Origin of the sequence: Methylobacterium sp. NPDC097929, from assembly GCF_049543375.1 — a bacterium.
Lineage (GTDB): Bacteria > Pseudomonadota > Alphaproteobacteria > Rhizobiales > Beijerinckiaceae > Methylobacterium.
This window is the reverse complement of record NZ_JBMVEP010000002.1, coordinates 20122-41799: the sequence shown is the minus strand read 5'-3', so window position 1 is coordinate 41799 and position 21678 is coordinate 20122. Positions and strand designations below refer to the sequence as shown.

Genomic DNA, 21678 nt, shown 5'->3' with positions numbered 1-21678 from the left:
TTAGTACCAGTGCAGCGGATCGTTATCCCGGTCGCGCTGCTTCGACCGCCGAGCTTCTGTCTGCCTCCGTACCGATGGCTGTACGATGCGACAGCTTGAGTTCATGCGTCCTGGCACGAACAACTTCGCCGTGACGCGGTTGTCGAACCGCGGACGACCGCCGCAGGGTTCGAGGGTCAACGACTGCGCATGGGCTGGCCGCTTCGTCTTCTCGTCGCTTCCGGGATCGTGGCCGGAGGCGTCGCTATCGGCGCCCTGGCCCGCTTCAGCCACGCACCGATGCCCGGCGAGGGCGACCTGCTCAATCCCGGGCGCTATCACCCCGAGACCGCCTTCGACATCCTCGGCCGGCGCGTCGGGCGGGACGAAGCCGAGCGGCTGACGGCGACGGCGGAGGGCCGCGAACAGCTCTCGCCTGACCGCGGCGCCGTGGCGATCGACGCGGCCCTGATCGAGCGCGGACGCGACGCCTTCTACCGCGAGACCTTCGGCAACGAGGTGTTTCTCACCGACGTGATGGGCATGCTCGACGGCGGCATCACGCCCTACGAGGTCGCTCGCGCCATCGCCCTGCTCGCCGGGCAAGGCACGTCGAACCTTCAGGTCCGCATGGCGCGCGATGTCACCGTCGGCGAACGCACCTGGAAGAAGGGGGAATTGGTGCCGACGGGGCTCGACGTGCCGCGCGGCTCCGCCTTCATCCTCGGCATCCGCGCCTTCTACGATCGCGGCCACCTGCGCATGGGCATCACCTGCGCCCTCTGTCACGCGGCGGTCGACCCGGCCTCCGGCAAGGTGGTGGAGGGCGCGCCCAACACCGACCTCAATGCCGGGCTGCTGATGGCGCTGGCGATCAATTCGACGGCCTACTTCATGCACGGCAGCGCCGACCCGGCCACGCATCCCGGCGATCCCGCCCGCGCCGTGACCGGTGAGGACGGGGGCAGGGTGACCCTGCCGGACCGCGAGGCCTTCGAGGCCGCCGCGAAGGTGCAGGTCGCGAGCTGGCCGGCCGGCAGCTTCGATTCCTCGGCCGACCGCGAGACCAACCCGACCTCGATCCCGTCGAGCTTCTCCGCCTATGGCGAGCCCTACAGCTGGAGCGGGCGCGCCGGCATCGGGCCGTTCAAGGGACTCTCGGCGCTCAACAACAACGTCCACGCCGCCAATTCCGACACCACGCAGCAGACGCGGGCGGCCAAGGTGCTGTTCGGCCTCGATCCCGAACTCTATCTCGGCACGGTCCTGCAGGGGGCGGCCGCCGGGGCGCTGCGCTTCGATCCGGCCTCGGGCAGGCAGCCGACGCAGGTGCTGGCCGCCGCCGACCCGACACCGGGCACGCCCGGCCTCAACAGCTACGCCGTGCTGCCGAACTTTCCCGCCACCAACTACATGACCGACAACAGCCTGCTCGCCTCCGTCGCGGGGGAGCCGGCCAACTACGCCAACAACGCCATGTCGGCCTTCCAGAACCTCCTGCGGGCACCCGACGCGGTCTCCGCCGACGCCGCGCAACGGGCGCGGGGGCGCGCGGTGTTCGAGCGGGCCGGATGCGCCGGTTGCCACTCGGGACCTGCGCTCACCAACAACCGGGTGGTCCCGATCGAGGAAATCGGCACCGAGCCGAGCCGCGCGCGCGCGACGGTCCGGATGGAGGCCCATCTGGCGCCGCCCGCCATCTTTGCCACGGACACGCCCTTTCCGCTGCCGCCGGACGCGAAGACGGTCCCGATTCCCGTCGAGGGCGAGGCGTTGACGCAGCTTCGGCTCGCCTGGGCGCATGCGGGAACGAAGGGCGGCTACAAGGTGCCCAATCTCGTCGGGCTGGCCTGGAGCGCGCCCTACCTGCACGATTCCGGCGTCTCGGTCGGACCCGACGCCGAGCGGCAGCTCGGCGTGCCGGGCACCCTCGATGCCGGCGTCCTGCCCGATCCCGCCAACAGCCTGCGGGCGCTGGTGGACCGGAGCCTGCGGGCCCAGGTCGTGGCGGCGAACAGGGCGTCCGGCAAGGCGAAGACCGCCCGCGTCACCGGCGAGGGCCACGCCTACTGGGCGGATGCGGAGGCCGGTATCCTGCCTGAGGACCAAGCCGCCCTCGTTGCCTACCTGCTCTCCGTCGTCCGGCTGACCGAGGCGGTGCCGGTGCCCTGAGCGGGGTAGATGGTGCGACCCCGCGCCCGCCTACTTCCGGGCGGCATCCTGTGATCCAATGCAGGGCACCGGAGGTTGTCCGGTGAGGGCCCCGGTCGGGTCCGCGCCGACGTAAAGAGAGGCCGATCCATGAGCGTTCCGGACTGGCTTCCGCTCCTGGCCTTCTTGGCTCCCCTCCCCCCGATCCGGCCCGAGCCGCCGCGACGCATGCCGGAATGGTTTCCGGCCTTCATCATGGGCATGACGGTGTTCATCATGGTCGCGCCGATGATCGCGATCTGGGGGTTTCACCGGCCCGAGAAGCCGTTCCGCTCCGTCTGCGAGGCGGCCGGCGGCCGCGTGGTGCCGGGCTCGCTCGCGGGCGACGGTCCGCCCCGCTGCCGCCGCTTCTGACGGCTGTGCGGGCACGAAAAGAAACCCGCGCCGGCCGAGGCCGGGCGGGTCGAAGTCCAGGGAGAAAACAGGAAGCAGACCTGTACGGGGTCTAACCTGCCGTCCGCGGTCCGGTTCATCGAAATTCGAACCGAGACGGCCCCCTCGCGGCCAGCGTCAACACGGGGTTTCGATCGTCGCCGCCGTCAGGTCTGGAACGACAGCACCGCCCGCGTGCCGGTCCGGCCCGGCGCGTAGGTCAGGACCGAGCGCAGATTGGAGGCCATGGCGCGGATGATGCGCGAGCCGAGACCGGTCCCCTTCGCCTCGCCCTCCCCCGTCCAGCCGACGCCGTCATCCTCGACCGCCAGCGAGAGCGTATCGGGCCCCTCGCGCATCACCTGCACCCGGATCTCGCCCTGGGTGCCGCCGGGATAGGCGTATTTGTAGGCGTTGGTGACGAGTTCGGTCACGACGACGCCGAGCGAGACGGCCTTGTCGGTGGCGAGCCGGATCGGCTCGGCCTGGAGGCGGATCGCGTGGTCGCGGCCCGACGCCTTCATGGCGAGCTGCAATTCCTCTACGAGCCCGCTCAGATAGGCGTCGAGCTCGACGGCCTCGACGTCCTGCGAGGTGTAGAGCCGCCGGTGGATGCCGGCGATGGCCGAGATGCGCGCCTGCATTTCCTCCAAAGCCTCCTTGGCCGCCGGATCGGTCACGGCATTGGTCTGCAGGCGCGCCAGCGCCGCCACCAGGGTCAGCGAGTTGGCGACCCGGTGGTTGACCTCGCGCAAGAGCAATTCGGCCCGGTCGCGCGCCTCGCGCACGGCGGCCTCCGCCCGCTCCTTGTCGCGCCGCAACGCTTCCTGCCGGAGCGCGGTGTCCACGGCCTCGCCGAGCAGTTCGCGGAACTGGCCCTGCACGTCCTTCCAGACGTAATCGACCGCGCCCGCCTTCAGGGCGGCCACCGCCACGCGGCTGTCCTCCGAGCCCGTCACGTAGATGATCGGCGGCGGCTCCGGCAGCGCGCGCAGGGCCGGCAGCAGGTCGAGGCCGGTCTGGTCCGGCATGTGATGGTCGAGGGCGATCAGGTCGATCCCGCCGGCCCGCGCCCGCGCCAGTCCCGCCTCCCCGTTCGGGGCCAGCTCGACGGAATGGCCTCGGGCCTGGAGCCCGCGCTGCACCAGCCGCCCGAGGCCCGGATCGTCGTCGATGTAGAGGATGCGGCAGGGGGCCGGAGGGGCGTCGCTCATGAGTTCTCGGGAACCTGGATCACCGAGAAGAACAGCCCCAGCTGGCGGATGGCGTTGGAGAAGCCCTCGTAGTTGACCGGCTTGGTGATGTAGACGTTCGCCCCGAGATCGTAGCAGCGCTGGATCTCGCGGGCGTCGTCGGTGGTGGTGAGCACCACGACGGGGGAGCGCTTGGTGTGCGGGTTGGCCTTGATCCGCTCCAGGATGTCGATGCCGGTCATGTCCGGCAGGTTGAGATCGAGCAGGATCAGGAGGTGGCGCCGGGCGCTGGCCTCGCCCGAGCCGTCGGGACCCAGCAGGAAGTCCAGCGCCGTGGTGCCGTCGCGGAACGGTACGATCTCGTTGCTCACCCCGGCGCGGCGGATGTTGCGCTCGATGAGGCGGGCATGACCCTCGTCGTCCTCGATCATCACGATGGTGACGGCTTGGATGGGCGGCTGCATGGTCACTCCGCGGCCAGGGTCATCGGTTCGGGCTGGGGCGCTTCGGCCGTCCCGCCGCCTGTAGCCGCCTCACGGGGCAGCGTCACGACAAAGGTGGTGCCGACCCCGATCTGCGAGGTCACCTCGATCCGCCCGCCCAGCGCGCGCGTCAGCGCTTTCACGTGGGCCAGGCCGATGCCCTCGCCCGGCCGGTCCTGCACGCCCGAGCGACGGAACAGCTCGAAGATGCGGCCGTGATCCTGGGCCGCAATCCCGCGCCCGTTGTCCGAGACCGCGAACCGGATGCGATCGCCCGGAGCCGGCCGGGCCGTGACCTCGATGCGCCCGGGCCGGTCGGGATCGAGATACTTCAAGGCGTTGTCGATCAGGTTGCCGAAGACCTGTTCGACGGCGAGTCGGTCGGTCACGATCACAGGCAGGTCGTCGGCCACCGTCACCGTCGCGCCCCGGCTGGCGGCCTGGTGGCGCTGCGCGTTGGCGATGCCCCGGAGCAGCCCCGTCATCTCGAGAGGCTCGGGCGCGAAGCGGCGGCGCCCCTCGCGCGACAGCTTCAGGATGGCCGCGATCAGCCGCTCCATCTTCGCGATGGCCGCCTGGATGAAGCCCAGGGCTTCCGCCATGTCGCCGTCGATGCGCGCGCCCTGCGGATGGTCGCGCAGGACGGTGCGCAACTCCTCCCGTACCGCCTCCAACTCGCTGGTGAAGCCCATCACGTTGACGAGCGGCGCGCGCAGGTCGTGGCTGACGATGTAGGCGTAGCGCTGGATCTCCTCGTTCGATTCGCGCAGCTCGGCCTCGGCCTCGCGCTGCTCGGTGATGTCGGTATGCACGCCGACCCATTCGCGGATGGCGCCGTGGGCATCGAGCACGGGAACCGCGCGGATCGCGAAGTGGCGCCAGAGGCCGTCCCGCGCGCGCACCCGGTGCTCGTGGAGGAAGGTGCCCCGGCTCGCGACCGTCGCGTTCCAGGCCGCGACGCTCGCCTCTCGGTCGTCCGGGTGCACGGCCTCGGCCCAGCCGAACCCCTCGTACTCCGCCCGGCTCTGCCCGGTCAGGGCGGCCCAGCCCGGCTGCTCGCCAGTCATGCGGCCCTCGGGATCGTTGGTCCACAGCACGCCACGCACCGCCCGAACGGCGGCCCGGAAGCGCTCCTCGCTCGCGCGCAGATCGCCTTGGATGCGCTGCTGATCGACCGCGGAGGCGAGCATCGCCAGGAACAGGATGACGAAGGTCGCGCCGGTCACCGAGAGGGCAATGTTCTTCTGGTCGGCGCCCGCCGCCGCGATGTGGGCGGCGTGGGCGCCCGCCGCCTCCGCCGTGAAGGTGGCCGCGGCCATGCCGGTATAGTGCATGCCCGCCACGGCCGCGCCCATGACGAGCGCCGCGACGAGCTTCTGCGACACGCTGGTCGGCCGGAAGGTGAGCCAGAGGGCCACGGTGGCCGCGCTGATGGCGATCGCGACGGAGAGCGCCACCACCGGAAGGCTGTAGGCGAGGCTGCCGGGCACCCGCATCGCGGCCATGCCGGTATAATGCATCGCCGCGACGCCGATCCCCATGATCGGGCCCGCGACGAGCACGTCCCGGCGTCCCGCCCGGCGGCGGCCGACCCAGGCCAGGGCCGCTCCGGTGACGCCCACCGCAATAAGGAGAGAGAGCAGGGTGACGCCGAGATCGTAGGCGGCCGGCAGCCCCATCTCGAAGGCCAGCATGCCGACGAAGTGCATCGACCAGATGCCGCCGCCCATCGCCACCGCGGCGCCGAGCAGCCAGGCCGGCCGAAAGCGTCCCGGCGCCGTCCGCACCCGCGCGCCGAGATCGAGCGCGGTGTAGGAGGCGAGGATCGCGATGGCGAGGGAGAGCGCCACCAGGGCCGGATCGTAGCCGGTGTGAACCATCGTCGTTGGGCGGCCCGGGGCTGGTCACGTCTCAAGCGCGGCGGCGAAGGCTTCTCACGCGCCGCGTCCTCCGCGCTCCGAGGAAGCGCGAAACGGACGCCAGCAGAACGCCCGGTTCCTCATAGGTTAACGTACCCGGTCCGCGCGCGCCATCGGCCTTTCTCGGCACGCTGGAGCTGCCGAACTCGCGCGCCGCGGGCGAAAAGGTCTTGTCGCGATGCAGACGGGTCAAGGTGCGAACGCATCAGCGCGCTCAGGTTCAGATGAACCTCAAAGCACTCTACGAACGACAGTATGGAGACGGAAGAAGAATGGTGCTGCGAGAGAGGATTGAACTCTCGACCTCCTCATTACCAATGAGGTGCTCTACCACTGAGCTACCGCAGCGCGGGGTCGGGGGGCAGTGCCGCCGCCGGACTGGAGGGGGCATTAGCGGATCGCTTTCGGCTTGGCAACGGCGCAGGGGCGAACAAAATGCAGGAAGGCCGAGCTGGCGGGCCGCCGTGACGTTTTGTTGACGGATCAGGGGGGCGCGGCTATAGAGCGGCCTCCACGTCGGGCCGCAGATCTGCGCCCGGCCGTTTCGCCTTTGCTTATCATCAGGCTGCGCTGACCGACACCGGATCGTCCCGGGCTGGGTTCGTTGCCGCCACGACCAGACGAGGATGCCCCATGGCCAACACCGTGTCGGCCAAGAAGATGACCCGTAAGATCGCCAAGCGCACGGCGATCAACCGCTCGCGCCGTTCGCGGATGCGCACCTTCGTCCGCAAGGTCGAGGAGGCCATCGCCTCCGGCGATCAGGGCGTGGCTCTCTCGGCGCTCCGCGCTGCCGAGCCGGAGATCATGCGCGCTGCCCAGCACGGCATCGTTCACAAGAACAATGCCTCGCGGAAAGTCTCCCGCCTCGCTGCCCGCGTGAAGGCCATCGCCGCCTGATCCGACGAGGCGCGTCTCGACACCCGGACACGGCATCAGCCGAGAGGCGCCTTCATCAAAGAGTTCGAATCAAGCCCGGCCTCACGCAGGCCGGGCTTTTTTCATGCGCCGGCCCCGTCCGTCGACAGCGCCAGCGAGGCGCTTGCGTCCGGGATCGGTTGGCCTGTCCGGCTCCACGTCTCCCGCTCGACCCCCGGCCACGGACCGCCCTCGCCCCGACGCTGCCTCGTCGGCGTCCTGGGTGATGCCGGGCCGGTCGCCTTCTCGAGCCGACGTTGTGCACCGGCCTCGCGCGCTTCTCCACAGATCCCGATCGGTTATCCCGAATCGCGGCTTGCACCGCCCCCACGAACGCTTCGTTAACCATCCGCCGAGTGTTCAGCGTTGCGCGCGCCTGAGCCCAGCGTGTAGCTTAACAAAACCTTGCGGCTCTCGCGGTGCCGCAAGTTGAACGGCGAGACAGCACGAGTCTTCCCCAAGTTGCGGGCCCGGCCTCGACTCTCTCCTCCCACAGGCGCGACGCGCACCGCACGAAGATGTTTTCCCCGATCGTCCCGCTGTTAGGAGAACGATAGAGGATTGTTGATACACAGCCATCTTTAGCGATGGCCGGCGGCGCTGCCCTTGACAGCGTCGAGTCCATTTCGGGGGAACCGTCCCGAGCGTCTCTCACAAGCCTCCCGCCGGACCGTCGCGGTCCCCGGGAGGGCTCCGGGCAAGCCGGGGCTCTGTGAGGCACCTCACGTCGGGCGGCACCTCCACTCGTGTGGCGTATGCGTACGCATCCCCTCCGGTCCGCCGGTCCGGGATGCGAGGAGACACGGTGATGCACCTCGACGGCAGCATGGCGGACGGCGATGGCGGAAACGGCAGGGGGGGCAACGACTTTCCCGCTGCTTGGACGCGGGTGAAGCGGCGACTGCGGGCGGAGCTCGGCGAAGACGTGTTCGCGAGCTGGTTCGCCCGCCTGGAACTGGAGGACGTGACCAGCGGCGTCGCCCGGCTTACCGTGCCGACGCGATTCCTCAAGAGCTGGATCGAGTCGCACTATCTCGACCGGGTGCTGACGACGTTCCGCGCCGAGGCCGAGAGCGTGAGCCGCATCGAAGTCGGCGTGCGCGGCCCCTCCGCCCCGGTCCGGCCCGCCGCCGGCTCACCGGCCAAGGCAAATCCGACCAGCGGCCCGCTCACCCGTCTCCACGCCACGGCGACGGCCGCGGCCCTGCAGGGGCCCGGCCCGATGGTCGAGACCGAGATCGCCGCGGTGCGCGGCGACTCGGCCGCGGTCGATCTCAACGGTGCGCCGCTCGATGCCCGGCTCACCTTCACGAGCTTCGTCGTCGGCCGCTCGAACGCCCTGGCCCACGCGGCGGCCGAGCGCATTGCCCGCAACGATGGCGAGGGCTCGCTCTACAACCCGCTCTACGTTCATGCCGGCGTCGGCCTGGGCAAGACGCACCTGCTCCACGCCGCGGGCCACGCCGCCCGCGAGGCCGGCCGCCGGGTGATCTACCTCACCGCCGACCGCTTCATGTACGGCTTCGTCAACGCGCTGAAGACGCAGAGCGCGCTGGCCTTCAAGGAGCGCCTGCGCGCGATCGACCTGCTGATCCTCGACGACGTGCAGTTCATCCAGGGCAAGTCGATCCAGACGGAGTTCGGCCACACCCTCAACGCGCTGATCGATTCGGGCCGTCAGGTGGTCGTCGCCTCGGACCGGCCCCCGGCGGAACTCGAAACCCTCGACGAGCGGGTGCGCTCGCGGCTGGCCGGCGGACTCGTCGTGGAGATCGGCGGCCTCGACGAGGGCCTGCGCGCCTCGATCCTCTCCGCCCGGCTCGATGCCGTGCGCCAGAGCCACCCGAACTTCGAGGTTTCGCCCGCGGTCTCCGCCTACGTCGCCCGGGCGATCACCGCCAACGGACGCGATCTCGAAGGCGCGGTGAACCGGCTGCTGGCGCATGCCACGCTGACCGGCGCACCGGTGACGGTGGAGACCGCCGAGACCGCCATCCGCGATCTCGTGAAGAACCGCGAGCCCAAGCGGGTGAAGATCGAGGACATCCAGAAGCTGGTGGCCTCCCGCTACAACGTCTCCCGCTCGGACATCCTCTCCGAGCGCCGCACCGCCGCCGTGGTGAAGCCCCGCCAGATCGCGATGTATCTGTCGAAGGTGTTGACCCTGCGCTCCCTTCCCGAGATCGGCCGCCGCTTCGGCGGACGCGATCACACCACCGTGCTGCACGCGGTGCGCAAGATCGAGAAGCAGATCGGCGAGGATGCGGTGCTCGGCGACGAGGTCGAGCTGCTGAAGCGCATGCTCCAGGATTGACCGGAACGGCGCGCCGGGATCGCGACGGGTTCCGGCCCCGGCGACACGCCGGGGCCGGTCGGACCATCATGCCTCCAATCCGTTCGCACGGGTGCAATCGGAGGATGTGCGGCTGTGTGGAGGCGGGACGGCGTCCCCAGGACCCTTGCCTTCGCCGGGGCGCTTCGCCAAGCTGTGCAGCCCCTCACCGCTTGAAGCCTCGGGCCGGGCCGAGGGCGGGCCAGTGTTTGAAGAGACGGCGGGTTTTTCGATGAGAGTCACAGTCGAGCGTGCGGCCCTCCTGAGATCGCTCGGCCACGTGCACCGGGTCGTGGAGCGGCGCAACACGATTCCGATCCTCTCGAACGTCCTGCTGCGCACGGGCGAGAACGGACTCCAGCTCAAGGCGACCGATCTCGACATCGAGGTCACCGAGACGGTGCCGGCGGACGTGATCGATGCCGGCGCCACCACCGTGCCCGCCCACGTCATCTACGACATCGTGCGCAAGTTGCCGGACGGGGCGCAGGTCTCGCTGGAGACCTCGGGCGAGACCGGGCAGATGACGATCCGCTCCGGGCGCTCGCGCTTCGCCCTCGGTGCCCTGCCCGAGGGGGATTTCCCCGACTTGGCCGCGGGCGAACTGCCGCACGCCTTCGCGATCCCCGCCGCCGAACTGAAGCAGCTCATCGAGAAGACGCAGTTCGCCATCTCGACGGAAGAGACGCGCTACTACCTCAACGGCATCTATCTCCACACCGTCGAGGCGGAAGGCGAGCTGAAGCTGCGGGCCGTGGCCACCGATGGGCACCGGCTCGCCCGGGTCGAGACGACGGCGCCGGAGGGCAGCCGCGGCATGCCCGGCATCATCGTGCCCCGCAAGGCCGTGGCCGAGATTCAGAAGCTCGTCGATGACGGCGGCGAGAGCGTGCAGGTCGAGATCTCGCCGGCCAAGATCCGCCTCACCTTCGCGGGCGGCGTGACCCTGATCTCGAAGCTCATCGACGGCACCTTCCCCGATTACCAGCGCGTGATTCCGACCGGCAACGACAAGCGCCTGACGGTGGAGCGCGACGCCTTCGCCCGGGCCGTGGACCGCGTCTCGACCATCTCGTCGGAGCGCGGCCGGGCCGTGAAGCTCGCCGTGAGCGAGGGGCGGCTTGCCCTTTCCGTCACCAACCCGGATGCCGGTTCGGCGACCGAGGAACTCGATGTCGATTACGAGGCCTCCGCCCTCGATATCGGCTTCAACGCCCGTTACCTCCTCGACATCACCGCCCAGCTTCAGGGCGACACCGCCCTGTTCAAGCTCGCCGATCCCGGCTCGCCCACGCTGATCCAGGACCGGGACGGAGCGCCCGCGCTCTACGTGCTGATGCCGATGCGCGTGTAAGGCCAGCGCCGCGTCGACGGTGAATCCGAGCCTGCGGCCCCGGCGCGGCGGATGAGGCCGCTTCCGATGTCGGTCGGATCGGATATACCGCCCGGATGGACACGCTGCCGGGCGGCGCCCGCCTCACCCGCCTGATCGCGCGCGACTTTCGCAACCACCTCGACCTCGATCTCGCCACGACGCGCCGCTTCGTGGCCCTGGTCGGCGAGAACGGCGCGGGCAAGACCAACCTTCTGGAGGCGATCTCGCTGTTCTGCCCGGGCCGCGGCCTGCGGCGGGCCGATCTGGCGACGATGGCGCGCGTGAATGGTCCCGGCGGTTTCGCCGTCTCGGCGACGCTGGAGGCGGCCGAGGCCGAGCACCGGCTAGGGACCGGGTACGAACCGCCCGGTTATGACGGGCGCGGCACGCGGGTCTGCCGCATCGATGGGGCGAGCGCCCCCTCCCCCGTCGCCTTTGCGGAATTCCTGCGGATCGTCTGGCTGACGCCGGATCTCGACGGGCTGTTCCGCGGCGCGGCCGGCGACCGCCGCCGCTTCCTCGACCGGCTCGTGCTCGCCGTCGATGCCGCGCACGGTGCCCGCGTCTCGGCCATGGAGCGGGCCTTGCGCTCGCGCAACCGGCTTCTCGACGAGCGCCCGGACGATGCCCGCTGGCTCGATGCGGTGGAGCACGAGGTGGCCGAGCTCGGGGTTGCCGTGGCTCTGGCCCGGCGCGAGACGGTGGAGCGGCTCGACCGGCTGATCGCGGAGGGGCGGGACGACGCGGCGCCCTTCCCCTGGGCTTCGCTGCAGCTGGAGGGCGACCTCGACGATCTCGTCGCGGTCTGGCCGGCGCTCGAGGCGGAGGACCGCTTCCGCCGGGCCCTGGCGCAGGGCCGCCACCGCGACCGTGCGGCGGGGCGCACCCTGATCGGGCCGCAGACCACCGACCTCGTCGTGCGCCACGGCCCCAAGGACGTGCCGGCGGCGACTGCTTCCACCGGCGAGCAGAAGGCTCTGCTGATCGGCCTCGTCCTCGCCCATGCCCGCCTCGTGCGGGCGATGAGCGGGCTGACGCCCCTCATCCTTCTCGACGAGGTCGCGGCCCATCTCGATCCGCGGCGGCGCGGCGGGCTGTTCGACGCGCTCGAAGCGTTGGAGGGCCAGGTCTGGATGACGGGTGCGGACCCGGCCCTGTTCTTGGAGCTTGAGGGTCGTGCGGACATCGTGCAGGTGGCCGAGGGCCGGATCGTACCGGCCGGGACCTGAGGATCAGGCCAGCGCGGCGGCGATGTCGGTCTGCGGGAAGTCGTTGCCGACGAAGAGGAGCGGAACCGCGTGCGTCCGGGCGCAGGCATAGGCGAAGCAATCGCCCATGTTCAGCTGCGCCGGATGGCCTTGCCCTTTTCCGAAGCGCGCGAAGGCGGTCAGCGCCGCACGTCCTTCGTCGGAGCCGATCGGCACGATCTCGATCGATGCTGCTCGCAGAAATTCAAGAACATCCCGCTCCGCAATCTCGACGGCGACGGACCGCTTTCGGCACACGGCCGCAACCGTCTCGAAGATCGCGAGCGCGGATGTGATCGCCCGATCGGAGCCTTCGACCCGCTCGGTAAGGGCTGCGTACTCGCGCTCACTCGTCAGGATGGCGACAAGGGCTGATGCATCGACGAACATCACTCGTCGTTCAAGCTGTCGTAGAATGCCTTGTCGGCCGCGAGACCCGTCGACGGATAGCGGTCGATGCGATCCTGAAGTGGCTTGATACGCTCCGCCAGCGTCAGCGACGCTTCGCGCCGTTGCAGTTCGTTGGTTAGTGCCATACGCACCGCCTCCACCTTATCGACACGAGCCGCCGCGGCCAGCCGTTCGGCAAGCCGATCGACTTCGTCGCTCTCGATCGTCAGGGACATAGCTGCATGCCTCGCTTCACTGCGCTAGGGTAGGCGCTGCCCCGCTTGGCTTCAAGCGACCCGCTTCTGCAACTTCTACGAGCCTATCCGAGTTCTCATGTCCTCTCGCCTCGACGAGGCCCGTGCCGCGCTGAAAAAAACCTTCGGCTACGACGATTTCCGCCCCGGGCAGGACGAGGTGATCGGCGCCGTCCTCGACGGGGCGGACGTGTTCGCGGTGATGCCGACGGGCTCGGGCAAGTCGATGACCTACCAGCTGCCCGCCCTGGTCGATGCCGGGCTGACCGTGGTGGTCTCGCCGCTCATCGCCTTGATGCACGATCAGGTGCAGCAGATGCACGCCTTCGGCATTGAGGCCGCGACCCTCAACTCGACGGTGGCGGAGACGGCCTCGCGCGAGACGTGGCGCAAGATCCGCTCGGGCGAGCTGCGCCTGCTCTTCGTCTCGCCCGAGCGCCTGCTCATGGACGGCTGCATGGAAGCCCTGCGCGGGGCGGGCGTGCGCCGGCTCGCCGTGGACGAGGCGCATTGCGTCTCGCAATGGGGGCACGATTTCCGGCCGGAATACCGCGAGATCGCCCGCGCCCGCGAGGCGCTCGGCAACGTGCAGACGCTGGCGCTGACGGCGACGGCGGATGCCGCGACCCGCGCCGAGATCGCCGAGCGGCTGTTTCCCGCCGTGCGCTCTCCGAAAACCTTCGTCCACTCCTTCGACCGGCCCAACATCCGGCTGACCTTCCAGCCCAAGGACAACCCGACGCGCCAGCTGGAGCGCTTCCTGCGCAACCGGCGCTCGGAGAGCGGCATCATCTACTGCTCGTCGAGGAAGCGCGTGGAGCAGCTCGCCGACACGCTGAAGGGGGACGGCTTCAACGCCCTGCCCTACCATGCCGGGCTCGACCAGGGCACGCGGGCGCGGAACCAGGACACCTTCCTGCAGGAGGACGGCGTGGTGATGACCGCAACCATCGCCTTCGGCATGGGCATCAACAAGCCCGACGTGCGCTACGTCTGCCACGCCGACATGCCGACCAACATCGAGGGCTACTACCAGGAGATCGGTCGCGCCGGCCGCGACGGGCTGCCCTCGGACACGCTGACGCTATACGGCCTCGACGACATGGCGCTCCGCCGCCGCCAGATCGACGAGAAGGAGATCTCGGAAGAGCGCCGCCGGGTCGAGCGGCGCAAGCTCGAGGCGATGATCGCGCTCTGCGAGGGCGCGGCCTGCCGCCGCCAGTCGCTGCTGAGCTATTTCGGCGAGACCAGCGCGCCCTGCGGCCGCTGCGATCTTTGCCGCGGCGGCGTCTCCCTCATCGACGGCACGGTCGCGGCGCAGAAGCTGCTCTCGGCGATCGTGCGCACGGGCCAGCGCTTCGGCGCCGCCTATGTCTGCGACGTGGTGCACGGCAAGGAGAGCGAGCCGATCCGCCGCAACGGGCATGCCGCGCTCAAGACCTTCGGCGTCGGCGCCGACAAGCCGGTGGCCGCCTGGCGCGCCCTGTTGCGCCAGCTCTTCGCCGCCGGGGCGGTGGCCGAGAACACCGACGGCTATGGCGGCCTCGTCATGACCGAGAAGGGCGAGGCGATCCTGTTCGGCCGCGAGACGGTGCAGGTGCGCCCCGACCCGGAGCCGAAGAAGGCCGAACCGAAGAGCCGCCGCACGGCGGCCCGCGACGACGAGACCGCGCTCAGCGAGGCCGACGAGGCGCTGTTCCAGCACCTGCGCGGCCTGCGCGCCACCATCGCCCGGGGCGAGGGCATCGCCGCCTTCATGGTCTTCCCCGACCGGACGCTCATCGAGATGGCGCGGGCCAAGCCCGTCGATCTCTGGGCCCTGCGCACGGTCCACGGCGTCGGCGAGCGCAAGCGCGAGGCCTACGGTGAGCGCTTCACCGACGCGATCCGCGAGTTTCTGAGTGATACCGTCGGCGGGCGCGGCGCCCCGGGTTAGGGACGCCGTCGCCGTTTCGAAGACGTTGCGGAACGAGGGTCAGTAATCCGCCGCGTAGAGCTTGGCGTGAAGCGTGAGTAGCTGATCCTAACAGCGCGTGGGCCGTCGGCCCGACACGGAAGGGCTCTTCCGGCCGGCGAATGGTTCCTTGAGGGTGAAACCGGCTCCGCGGATTCGATGCTTTCCTCGCGGCTGCGGGGAGAGACGCCAGCGACCGCTTGCCGCAGCTCAGCGCGGTGTGCAGGCTGAAGTTATCCACATATTATCCACAGCAGAACATAACAGGAACAAGCGCTGCCGCAGCGCCCATCGCTCACGGGCCTCGCCCCAACCAGGGACGCACCATGAGAACCGCCGACAAGCAGATCGCCGACATCCTCGTGCGCTACGGCGAGCCCTTCGCGGGCAACGTCTGGCGCGTGCAGGGCACGGCCGTGATCTACCACAAGACCCTGGAGCGGATCGCCGCCCACACCAAGATCCGCTTCGATACCCCGACTCTCCTACGCAGCGAGCGGGACGAGGCCGTGCTCCTCGTCACCGGCCGCATGCCCGGCGAGAAGGCCGGTGAGGAACGGGTCGAGTGGTCGATCGGCGAGGCGCTGGTGAACGTGAACTACCGCGTCTCCGGCCGTCAGGCCGCCTATGTCTACGCCATGGCCGAGAAGCGGGCCAAGGACCGGGTCATCCTCAAGTTGATCGAGCTGCATGGCCTCGTCTATTCCGAGGAGGAGGCGGACGAGTTCCGCCAGAACCAGTCCATGGCGATCCGCGCCGTGGACGAGGATTTCGATGCGCCGCCGGCCTTCGACGAGGTGACGGAGCAGGAAGCCGACCTCAAGCGCTTGATCGACGAGGCGGAATCGATCAACGCGGTCACCGACCTGATGCTCGACGAGCGCACGCAGGGCATCCTCAACGCAATGCCGAACGGCACCCGCGAGGAGGTCCGCGACTACGCCAAGGCCCGCCTGCGGGCCCTGGGCTGGCCCCCAGCCAAGAAGGCCGGCCGCGGCAGCCGGGCCGCGTAACGGGATCCGGAGGGGGAACCCTTCGGCCGAGGCCCGGCGTTCTCCAGGGCTCCGCCCTGGTCCCGCGAAAGGTCTCGACCTTTCGAAACCATGACGGGATGAGCCCATGAACGCGCCGGTCCGGCCTCCCGGCCTCGACGTGCTGGCCGGCTCGGTCGAGCGGGTGACGTTCCACAGCGCCGAGACCGGCTTCTGCGTGCTCAAGGTCCATGCCCGCGGTCGCCGCGACCTCGTGCCGGTGGTGGGCCACGCCCCCGCCATCGCGGCGGGCGAGTGGCTGACGGCCTCCGGCCGCTGGACCACGGATCGCGAGCACGGGCTGCAGTTCCGGGCCGAGACCCTTCAGGTCACGCCGCCGACCGGTGTGGAGGGTATCGAGCGCTACCTCGCCTCCGGCCAGATGCGCGGCATCGGCCCGATGATGGCCAAACGCATCGTCGCGGCCTTCGGCGAGGCGGTGTTCGAGATCATCGAGGCCGAGCCTGCCCGCCTGACCGAGGTGGAAGGCATCGGCCGGACGCGTGCGGCCCGCATCGTCAAGGGCTGGGCCGAGCAGAAGGCGGTGCGGGAGATCATGATCTTCCTGCACGCGCACGGCGTCGGCACGGCTCGCGCGACCCGGATCTTCCGCACCTACGGCGCGGACGCGCTCAAGGTCATGGCCGAGGACCCCTACCGGCTCGCCCGCGACATCCGCGGCATCGGCTTCCGCACGGCCGACGCCATCGCGCTGCGCCTCGGGCTTACCCGCGACGCGCCGCAGCGTCTCGCCGCAGGCATCTCCTACGCCCTCCAGACAGCGATGGACGAGGGCCATTGCGGGCTTCCCGTCGAGCGGTTGGTCAGCCTCGCCGCCGATCTTCTCGAGGTCGGTTCCGATCTCGTCCGGGTCGCTGCGGCGCTGGTTCTGCGTGAGGGCCGAGAGGTGGTCGCTGACAGCCTGCGCGGCGAGCCCTGCCTGTTCCTCAAGGGGCTGCACGGGTCCGAGCGGGCCATCGCGATGCGGCTGTCGGAGCGCGCCGCCGGGGCGCCGCCCTGGCCGGCGATCGACTTCGCCCTCGCCCGCCCCTGGGTCGAGGCGAGGACCGGCAAGGCCCTGTCCGAGTCCCAGGCCGAGGCCGTGCGGCTGGCCCTGTCCGCCAAACTCTGCGTGCTGACCGGCGGGCCGGGCGTCGGCAAAACGAGCACGCTCGACGCGATCCTGCGCATCCTCACCGCCAAGGGCGTGCGGGTTCTGCTCGCGGCTCCCACGGGGCGGGCGGCCAAGCGCATGGCCGAGCAGACGGGATTGGAGGCGCGCACCATCCACCGCCTCTTGGAGATCGACCCGCGCACCAATGGCTTCCAACGCGGCGAGGACAACCCGCTCGATTGCGATCTCCTCGTCATCGACGAGACCTCGATGGTCGACGTGCCGCTGATGCACGCCCTCCTGAAGGCGGTGCCGGAGCGCGCCGGCCTGATCCTCGTCGGCGATGTCGATCAGCTCCCCTCCGTCGGACCCGGACAGGTTCTCGCCGACGCGATCGCGTCGGGCCGCATCCCCGTGGCGCGCCTCACCGAGATCTTTCGGCAGGCGGCGCAGAGCCGGATCGTCGTCAACGCCCACAGCATCAACACCGGGCGGATGCCGCTCTCGCCCGCCAAGGGCGAGGCCAGCGACTTCTACCTCGTCGAGATCGACGATCCCGAAGAGGGCGTCGCATGTCTGATCGAACTCGTCACCCGCCGGATACCCCGTCGCTTCGGCCTCGATCCCGCCCGCGACATCCAGGTGCTGACGCCGATGATCCGCGGCTCCCTCGGCAGCCGCAACCTCAACCACGCCCTGCAGCGGGTGCTGAACCCGGCCCCGCCCGCCGAGGTCGAGCGCTTCGGCTGGCGTTTCGCCCCGGGAGATCGGGTGATGGAGACCCGCAACGACTACGACCGCGACGTGTTCAACGGCGATCTCGGCACCGTGAGCGCCATCGACGCGGAGGAGGAAGCGCTGGTGGTCGATTTCGACGGGCGCGCCGTGGTCTACCCCTTCAACGAACTCGACACGCTGGTGCCGGCCTTCGCCACGACGATCCACAAGGCGCAGGGCTCGGAATACCCGGCCGTGGTCATCCCGGTGGTGACGCAGCACCGGACCATGCTCGCGCGCAACCTGCTCTATACCGGCGTCACCCGCGGGCGACGCCTCGTGGTGCTGGTCGGCCAGCGTCGGGCGATCGGCATGGCGATCCGCGAAGGCGCCTCGCGCCGGCGCTGGACCAAGCTCAAGGAATGGCTCGAAGCGGGTTGAAGCCGACGAGTGTCACGCGTTTGCCCTCGCCGCGGGCCCGCGCCATCGTGTAGGCAGCGGGTGAACGGGCGCGCCGTCACGCTCGCCCGACCCGAGAGCGAGCAGGGCGGTCCGCCATTTCCGAGCCCGATCACAGCCGAAAGGTGCGGCAGGTCTTCTACCTGCCGGGCTTCGATCCCCGTGAGCCGGAAACCTATTGGGGCCTGTTCCGCCGCGAGAGCCGCATCACGTCGGGGCGCCGCGGGATGGCCATCGAGGTCTCGGAACCGGTCCGCTCCGCCGACGGCATCAGCCTCGACTGGGACGTGCGGAGCGAGGCCGACGGCCGCACCACCCACGTGCGCTACAGCCTGCTGCGCTGGGACGACATCGTCCGCGCCCGCTTCCCCCGCTCGAACCTGCGACGGCTCGCGGAATTGCCGCCGCTCTGGTGGCGGCTCTGGCGCTCGGGCTACCTCAAGGCCTTCCGGCGCGAGGCGCGGCGCTTCTACCGGGTCATCGTCAGCGTCCATCAGTTCTACCTCGCCTTCGTCCTCCTCAGCCTCGCCGCGGCTACGGCGCTCGTCGTGCTGACGCCGCTCGCTGGCCTCCCCGCCCTGGTCGGCGCGGCACTGGTCCCGGTCCTCGGCTACGGCATCCTGAGCCTGCTGACGCGCGTGACGCGCGGAAAGCCGCTCTACGTCGCCCATCTCGTCGACGACACCGCCTTCACCCACGACCACGCCTCGGGCCGCGAGACCGCGATGCGCGCGCGCCTCGGCCCCTGGACCGAGCGCATCCGCGCCGCGGAAGCGACCGCCTCCGAGATCGTGGTGATCGGCCATTCCTCGTCGAGCTTCCTCGCCCTCGAAGCGCTCGACCGCATCCTCGAGACCGATCCGGACTTCGGGCGCCGGGATACGCCCGTGACCCTGGTGACCCTGGGCAGCGTCATTCCCTGGATCACCCTCGATCCGCGGGCGAAGGCCGCGCGGGAAGCGCTCGCCCGGATCGGCCGCGAGACCGCCATCGGCTGGCTCGATATCCGCGCGCCCTGGGACTGGCTCTCGATCCACCTGCGCGATCCCGTCAGCGCCTCGGGCCTGCCGGCCCCGCCCCCCGGGCGCTTCGCCGTGATGCGCGTGGTGATCGAGGACCTGATCGAACCGGCCCTCGTCGCGCGGCGCCAGTGGAACCTGTTCCGCATGCACTTCCAGCTCCTGATGTCGAGCCGGGACGCACGAGCCTTCGATTACGCGGCCTTCGTTGCCGGGCCCGAACCCGTCCACGCCGCGGTGGAACGCTGCCGGGCCGCGCGTCCGGCCGCCGGCACGATTGGCGAGGGAAAACCCGATCCGGACGCGGCGCTGTCGGAGGCGGTGCCGCGCTGACCCTTTGCAGCCGGTGCTGATCCGCACTAGAGCGGAGCGCAAAGTCTGTATGCGTCGCGGCGGGCGGCATGACCCGCGGTTCTCGGGCCGGATTCCGGCGTGAGGGCGTTGCGGCGAAGGTTTGGGACAGGGCTTCGGATGTTTCGCAACGATGTTCCGATCACACCCGAGCTGGTGCGCCAGCACGGCTTGACGCCGGACGAGTACGAGCGCTTCCGCGCTCTGGTCGGCCGCGAACCGACGCTGACCGAGCTCGGCATCGTCTCGGCGATGTGGAACGAGCACTGCTCCTACAAGTCCTCGCGCAAGCACCTGCGCGGCCTGCCGACCTCGGCGCCGTGGGTGATCCAGGGGCCGGGCGAGAATGCGGGCGTCATCGATATCGGCGACGGGCTGGCCTGCGTCTTCAAGATGGAGAGCCACAACCACCCGAGCTTCATCGAGCCCTATCAGGGCGCGGCGACCGGCGTCGGCGGCATTCTTCGGGATGTCTTCACGATGGGCGCCCGGCCCATCGCCGCCCTGAATGCGCTGCGCTTCGGCTCGCCCGATCATCCCCGCACCCGCCACCTCGTCTCGGGCGTGGTCGCGGGCGTGGGCGGCTACGGCAATTCCTTCGGCGTGCCCACCGTCGGCGGCCTCGTCGGCTTCCATCGGCGCTACGACGGCAACATCCTCGTCAACGCCATGGCGGTGGGCCTCGCCCGCGCCGACGCGATCTTCTACGCAGCGGCCACGGGCGTCGGGAATCCGATCGTCTATCTCGGCTCGAAGACCGGCCGCGACGGCATCCACGGCGCCACCATGGCGTCCGCCGAGTTCGACGAGGCCAGCGAGTCCAAGCGCCCGACCGTGCAGGTCGGCGATCCCTTCGCCGAGAAGCTGCTGCTGGAGGCCTGCCTGGAGCTAATGGCGTCCGGCGCCGTCATCGCGATCCAGGACATGGGCGCGGCCGGGCTGACCTGTTCGGCGGTGGAGATGGGCGCCAAGGGCGATCTCGGCGTGGAGCTGCATCTGGAAAAGGTGCCGACCCGCGAAGAGGGCATGACCCCCTACGAGATGATGCTCTCGGAGAGCCAGGAGCGCATGCTCATGGTGCTCAAGCCCGGCATGGAGGCCGAGGCGCAGGCCATCTTCGTGAAGTGGGGCCTCGACTTCGCCGTCATCGGCCACACCACCGACACGCTTCGCTTCGTCATCAAGCACAATGGCGAGACCGTCGCCGACCTGCCGATCAAGGAACTCGGCGACGAGGCGCCGCTCTACGACCGGCCGCACATCGCCAACACGCATCAGCCCGTGATCGCCGCCGCGAGCGTCGAGGCGGGCGTACCCAACGCGGAGGCGCTCAAGCGCCTGATCGGCTCGCCCGAACTCGCCTCCAAGCGCTGGGTCTACGAGCAGTACGACCACTTCATTCTCGGCAACACCGTGCAAAAGCCCGGCGGCGATGCCGCCATCGTGCGGATCGAGGATGGACCGAAGGGCCTTGCCATCTCCACCGACGTGACCCCGCGCTACTGCGAGGCCGATCCGGTCGAGGGCGGGCGGCAGGCGGTAGCCGAGGCGTGGCGCAACATCACCGCCGTCGGCGGACGGCCACTCGCCATCACCGACAACCTCAATTTCGGCAATCCCGAGAAGCCCGAGGTGATGGGCCAACTCGTGGGCTGCCTGAAGGGCATCGGCGAGGCCTGCCTCGCCCTCGACTTCCCCGTCGTCTCCGGCAACGTCTCGCTCTACAACGAGACCAACGGCATCGGCATCCTGCCGACCCCGACCATCGGCGGCGTCGGCGTGCTCGACGATGTCGAGCGCCACGCGACCCTCTCGCTCAAGCGCGAGGGTGACGTGCTGGTGCTGATCGGGCGCAGCGAGGGCTGGCTCGGCCAGTCGCTCTATCTGGCCGAGATCGCCGGCCGCGAGGAGGGCGCGCCGCCGCCGGTCGATCTCGCCACCGAGCGGCGCAACGGCGATTTCGTGCGCAGCCTGATCGTGGCCGGCATCGCCGACACGGTGCACGACCTCTCCGACGGCGGACTCGCCGTGGCGCTCGCCGAGATGGCCATGGCCGGCGGCCTCGGCGCGGCCCTGCCCGCGGTGGTGGGCGACCTGCCGGCCCACGCCTACCTGTTCGGCGAGGACCAGGGCCGCTACCTCATCGCGATCCCGGCGGAGGCCGCCTCCGACCTCCTCTACAGCGCCTCGGCGCAAGGGATCGACGCCGCCACCGTCGGCATCGTCGGCGGCGACAGCCTCGTGCTGCCCGGCGAGGAGACCATTGCCGTGGCCGAGCTCAAGGCGGCCCACGAGGCGTGGTTCCCGGCCTACATGGCGAGCCAGCCCGCCGCTCCGGCGGCCTGACCCTTCAAGGACGAG

At 70.0% G+C, this 21678-nt stretch carries 16 protein-coding genes and 1 tRNA gene; 11 read left to right on the top strand and 6 right to left on the bottom strand.

Annotated elements, in window-relative coordinates; translation table 11 throughout:
• The first annotated feature begins 189 nt into the window (after positions 1-189).
• Together ACPCJR_RS08255 and ACPCJR_RS08250 are read left to right on the top strand one after the other, a co-directional pair.
• Positions 190-2151 carry a cytochrome C oxidase Cbb3 gene (locus ACPCJR_RS08255; protein WP_391511695.1) on the top strand — a complete coding sequence of 654 codons (1962 nt, stop codon included), beginning with the start codon at positions 190-192 and terminating at the stop codon, positions 2149-2151.
• Between the two features lie 129 nt (positions 2152-2280).
• Positions 2281-2544: a hypothetical protein gene (locus tag ACPCJR_RS08250; protein ID WP_331285358.1), complete on the top strand. Its 264-nt coding sequence runs from the start codon at positions 2281-2283 to the stop codon at positions 2542-2544.
• 185 nt (positions 2545-2729) lie between these two features.
• Here ACPCJR_RS08250 and ACPCJR_RS08245 read toward each other — a convergent pair whose 3' ends face one another.
• The 4 genes from ACPCJR_RS08245 to ACPCJR_RS08230 form a co-directional block, all read right to left on the bottom strand.
• Entirely contained in the window at positions 2730-3776 is a 1047-nt protein-coding gene (locus ACPCJR_RS08245; protein ID WP_391511694.1) for a sensor histidine kinase, read from the bottom strand.
• Positions 3773-4219: a response regulator gene (locus tag ACPCJR_RS08240; RefSeq protein WP_391511693.1), complete on the bottom strand. Its 447-nt coding sequence runs from the start codon at positions 4217-4219 to the stop codon at positions 3773-3775. The genes ACPCJR_RS08245 and ACPCJR_RS08240 overlap by 4 nt, the downstream gene beginning before the upstream one ends.
• Positions 4220-4221: 2 nt before the next feature.
• Complete coding sequence (locus ACPCJR_RS08235) at positions 4222-6117, bottom strand: MHYT domain-containing protein (RefSeq protein ID WP_391511692.1); 1896 nt, start codon at positions 6115-6117, stop codon at positions 4222-4224.
• 312 nt (positions 6118-6429) lie between these two features.
• Positions 6430-6504, bottom strand: a tRNA-Thr gene (locus tag ACPCJR_RS08230).
• Between the two features lie 285 nt (positions 6505-6789).
• Between ACPCJR_RS08230 and rpsT the strand changes: the two genes are divergently transcribed.
• The 4 genes from rpsT (at position 6790) to recF (ending at position 12010) form a co-directional block, all read left to right on the top strand.
• A complete protein-coding gene (rpsT, locus tag ACPCJR_RS08225; protein ID WP_110353507.1) occupies positions 6790-7056 on the top strand; it encodes a 30S ribosomal protein S20 in 267 nt (88 codons plus the stop codon).
• 826 nt (positions 7057-7882) lie between these two features.
• Positions 7883-9388: a chromosomal replication initiator protein DnaA gene (dnaA, locus tag ACPCJR_RS08220; RefSeq protein WP_391511691.1), complete on the top strand. Its 1506-nt coding sequence runs from the start codon at positions 7883-7885 to the stop codon at positions 9386-9388.
• Positions 9389-9638: 250 nt separating this feature from the next.
• The gene (dnaN, locus tag ACPCJR_RS08215) at positions 9639-10760 is read left to right on the top strand and encodes a DNA polymerase III subunit beta (RefSeq protein ID WP_110353509.1); all 1122 of its coding nucleotides are present in this window, start codon (positions 9639-9641) and stop codon (positions 10758-10760) included.
• Between the two features lie 95 nt (positions 10761-10855).
• A complete protein-coding gene (gene recF / locus ACPCJR_RS08210) occupies positions 10856-12010 on the top strand; it encodes a DNA replication/repair protein RecF (RefSeq protein ID WP_391511690.1) in 1155 nt (384 codons plus the stop codon).
• Between the two features lie 3 nt (positions 12011-12013).
• Here recF and ACPCJR_RS08205 read toward each other — a convergent pair whose 3' ends face one another.
• Together ACPCJR_RS08205 and ACPCJR_RS08200 are read right to left on the bottom strand one after the other, a co-directional pair.
• Positions 12014-12418, bottom strand: a complete 405-nt coding sequence (locus ACPCJR_RS08205) for a type II toxin-antitoxin system VapC family toxin (RefSeq protein WP_391511689.1) — start codon at positions 12416-12418, stop codon at positions 12014-12016.
• A complete protein-coding gene (locus ACPCJR_RS08200) occupies positions 12418-12654 on the bottom strand; it encodes a type II toxin-antitoxin system VapB family antitoxin (protein ID WP_391511688.1) in 237 nt (78 codons plus the stop codon). Before ACPCJR_RS08200 ends, ACPCJR_RS08205 begins: the two co-directional genes overlap by 1 nt.
• Before the next feature lie 97 nt (positions 12655-12751).
• Here ACPCJR_RS08200 and recQ point away from each other — a divergent pair, with 97 nt between their 5' ends.
• The 5 genes from recQ to purL all read left to right on the top strand — a co-directional run bounded on the left by recQ (position 12752) and on the right by purL (position 21663).
• Entirely contained in the window at positions 12752-14608 is a 1857-nt protein-coding gene (gene recQ, locus ACPCJR_RS08195) for a DNA helicase RecQ (RefSeq protein ID WP_391511687.1), read from the top strand.
• 344 nt (positions 14609-14952) lie between these two features.
• Positions 14953-15639, top strand: a complete 687-nt coding sequence (locus ACPCJR_RS08190) for a trna delta -isopentenylpyrophosphate transferase (RefSeq protein WP_391511686.1) — start codon at positions 14953-14955, stop codon at positions 15637-15639.
• Positions 15640-15745: 106 nt separating this feature from the next.
• Positions 15746-17929 carry an ATP-dependent RecD-like DNA helicase gene (locus ACPCJR_RS08185; RefSeq protein ID WP_391511685.1) on the top strand — a complete coding sequence of 728 codons (2184 nt, stop codon included), beginning with the start codon at positions 15746-15748 and terminating at the stop codon, positions 17927-17929.
• Between the two features lie 143 nt (positions 17930-18072).
• Positions 18073-19299: a hydrolase gene (locus ACPCJR_RS08180; RefSeq protein WP_391511684.1), complete on the top strand. Its 1227-nt coding sequence runs from the start codon at positions 18073-18075 to the stop codon at positions 19297-19299.
• A gap of 138 nt (positions 19300-19437) precedes the next feature.
• Positions 19438-21663, top strand: coding sequence for a phosphoribosylformylglycinamidine synthase subunit PurL (gene purL / locus ACPCJR_RS08175; RefSeq protein ID WP_391511683.1), 2226 nt, complete (start codon positions 19438-19440; stop codon positions 21661-21663).
• Positions 21664-21678 lie beyond the last annotated feature (15 nt).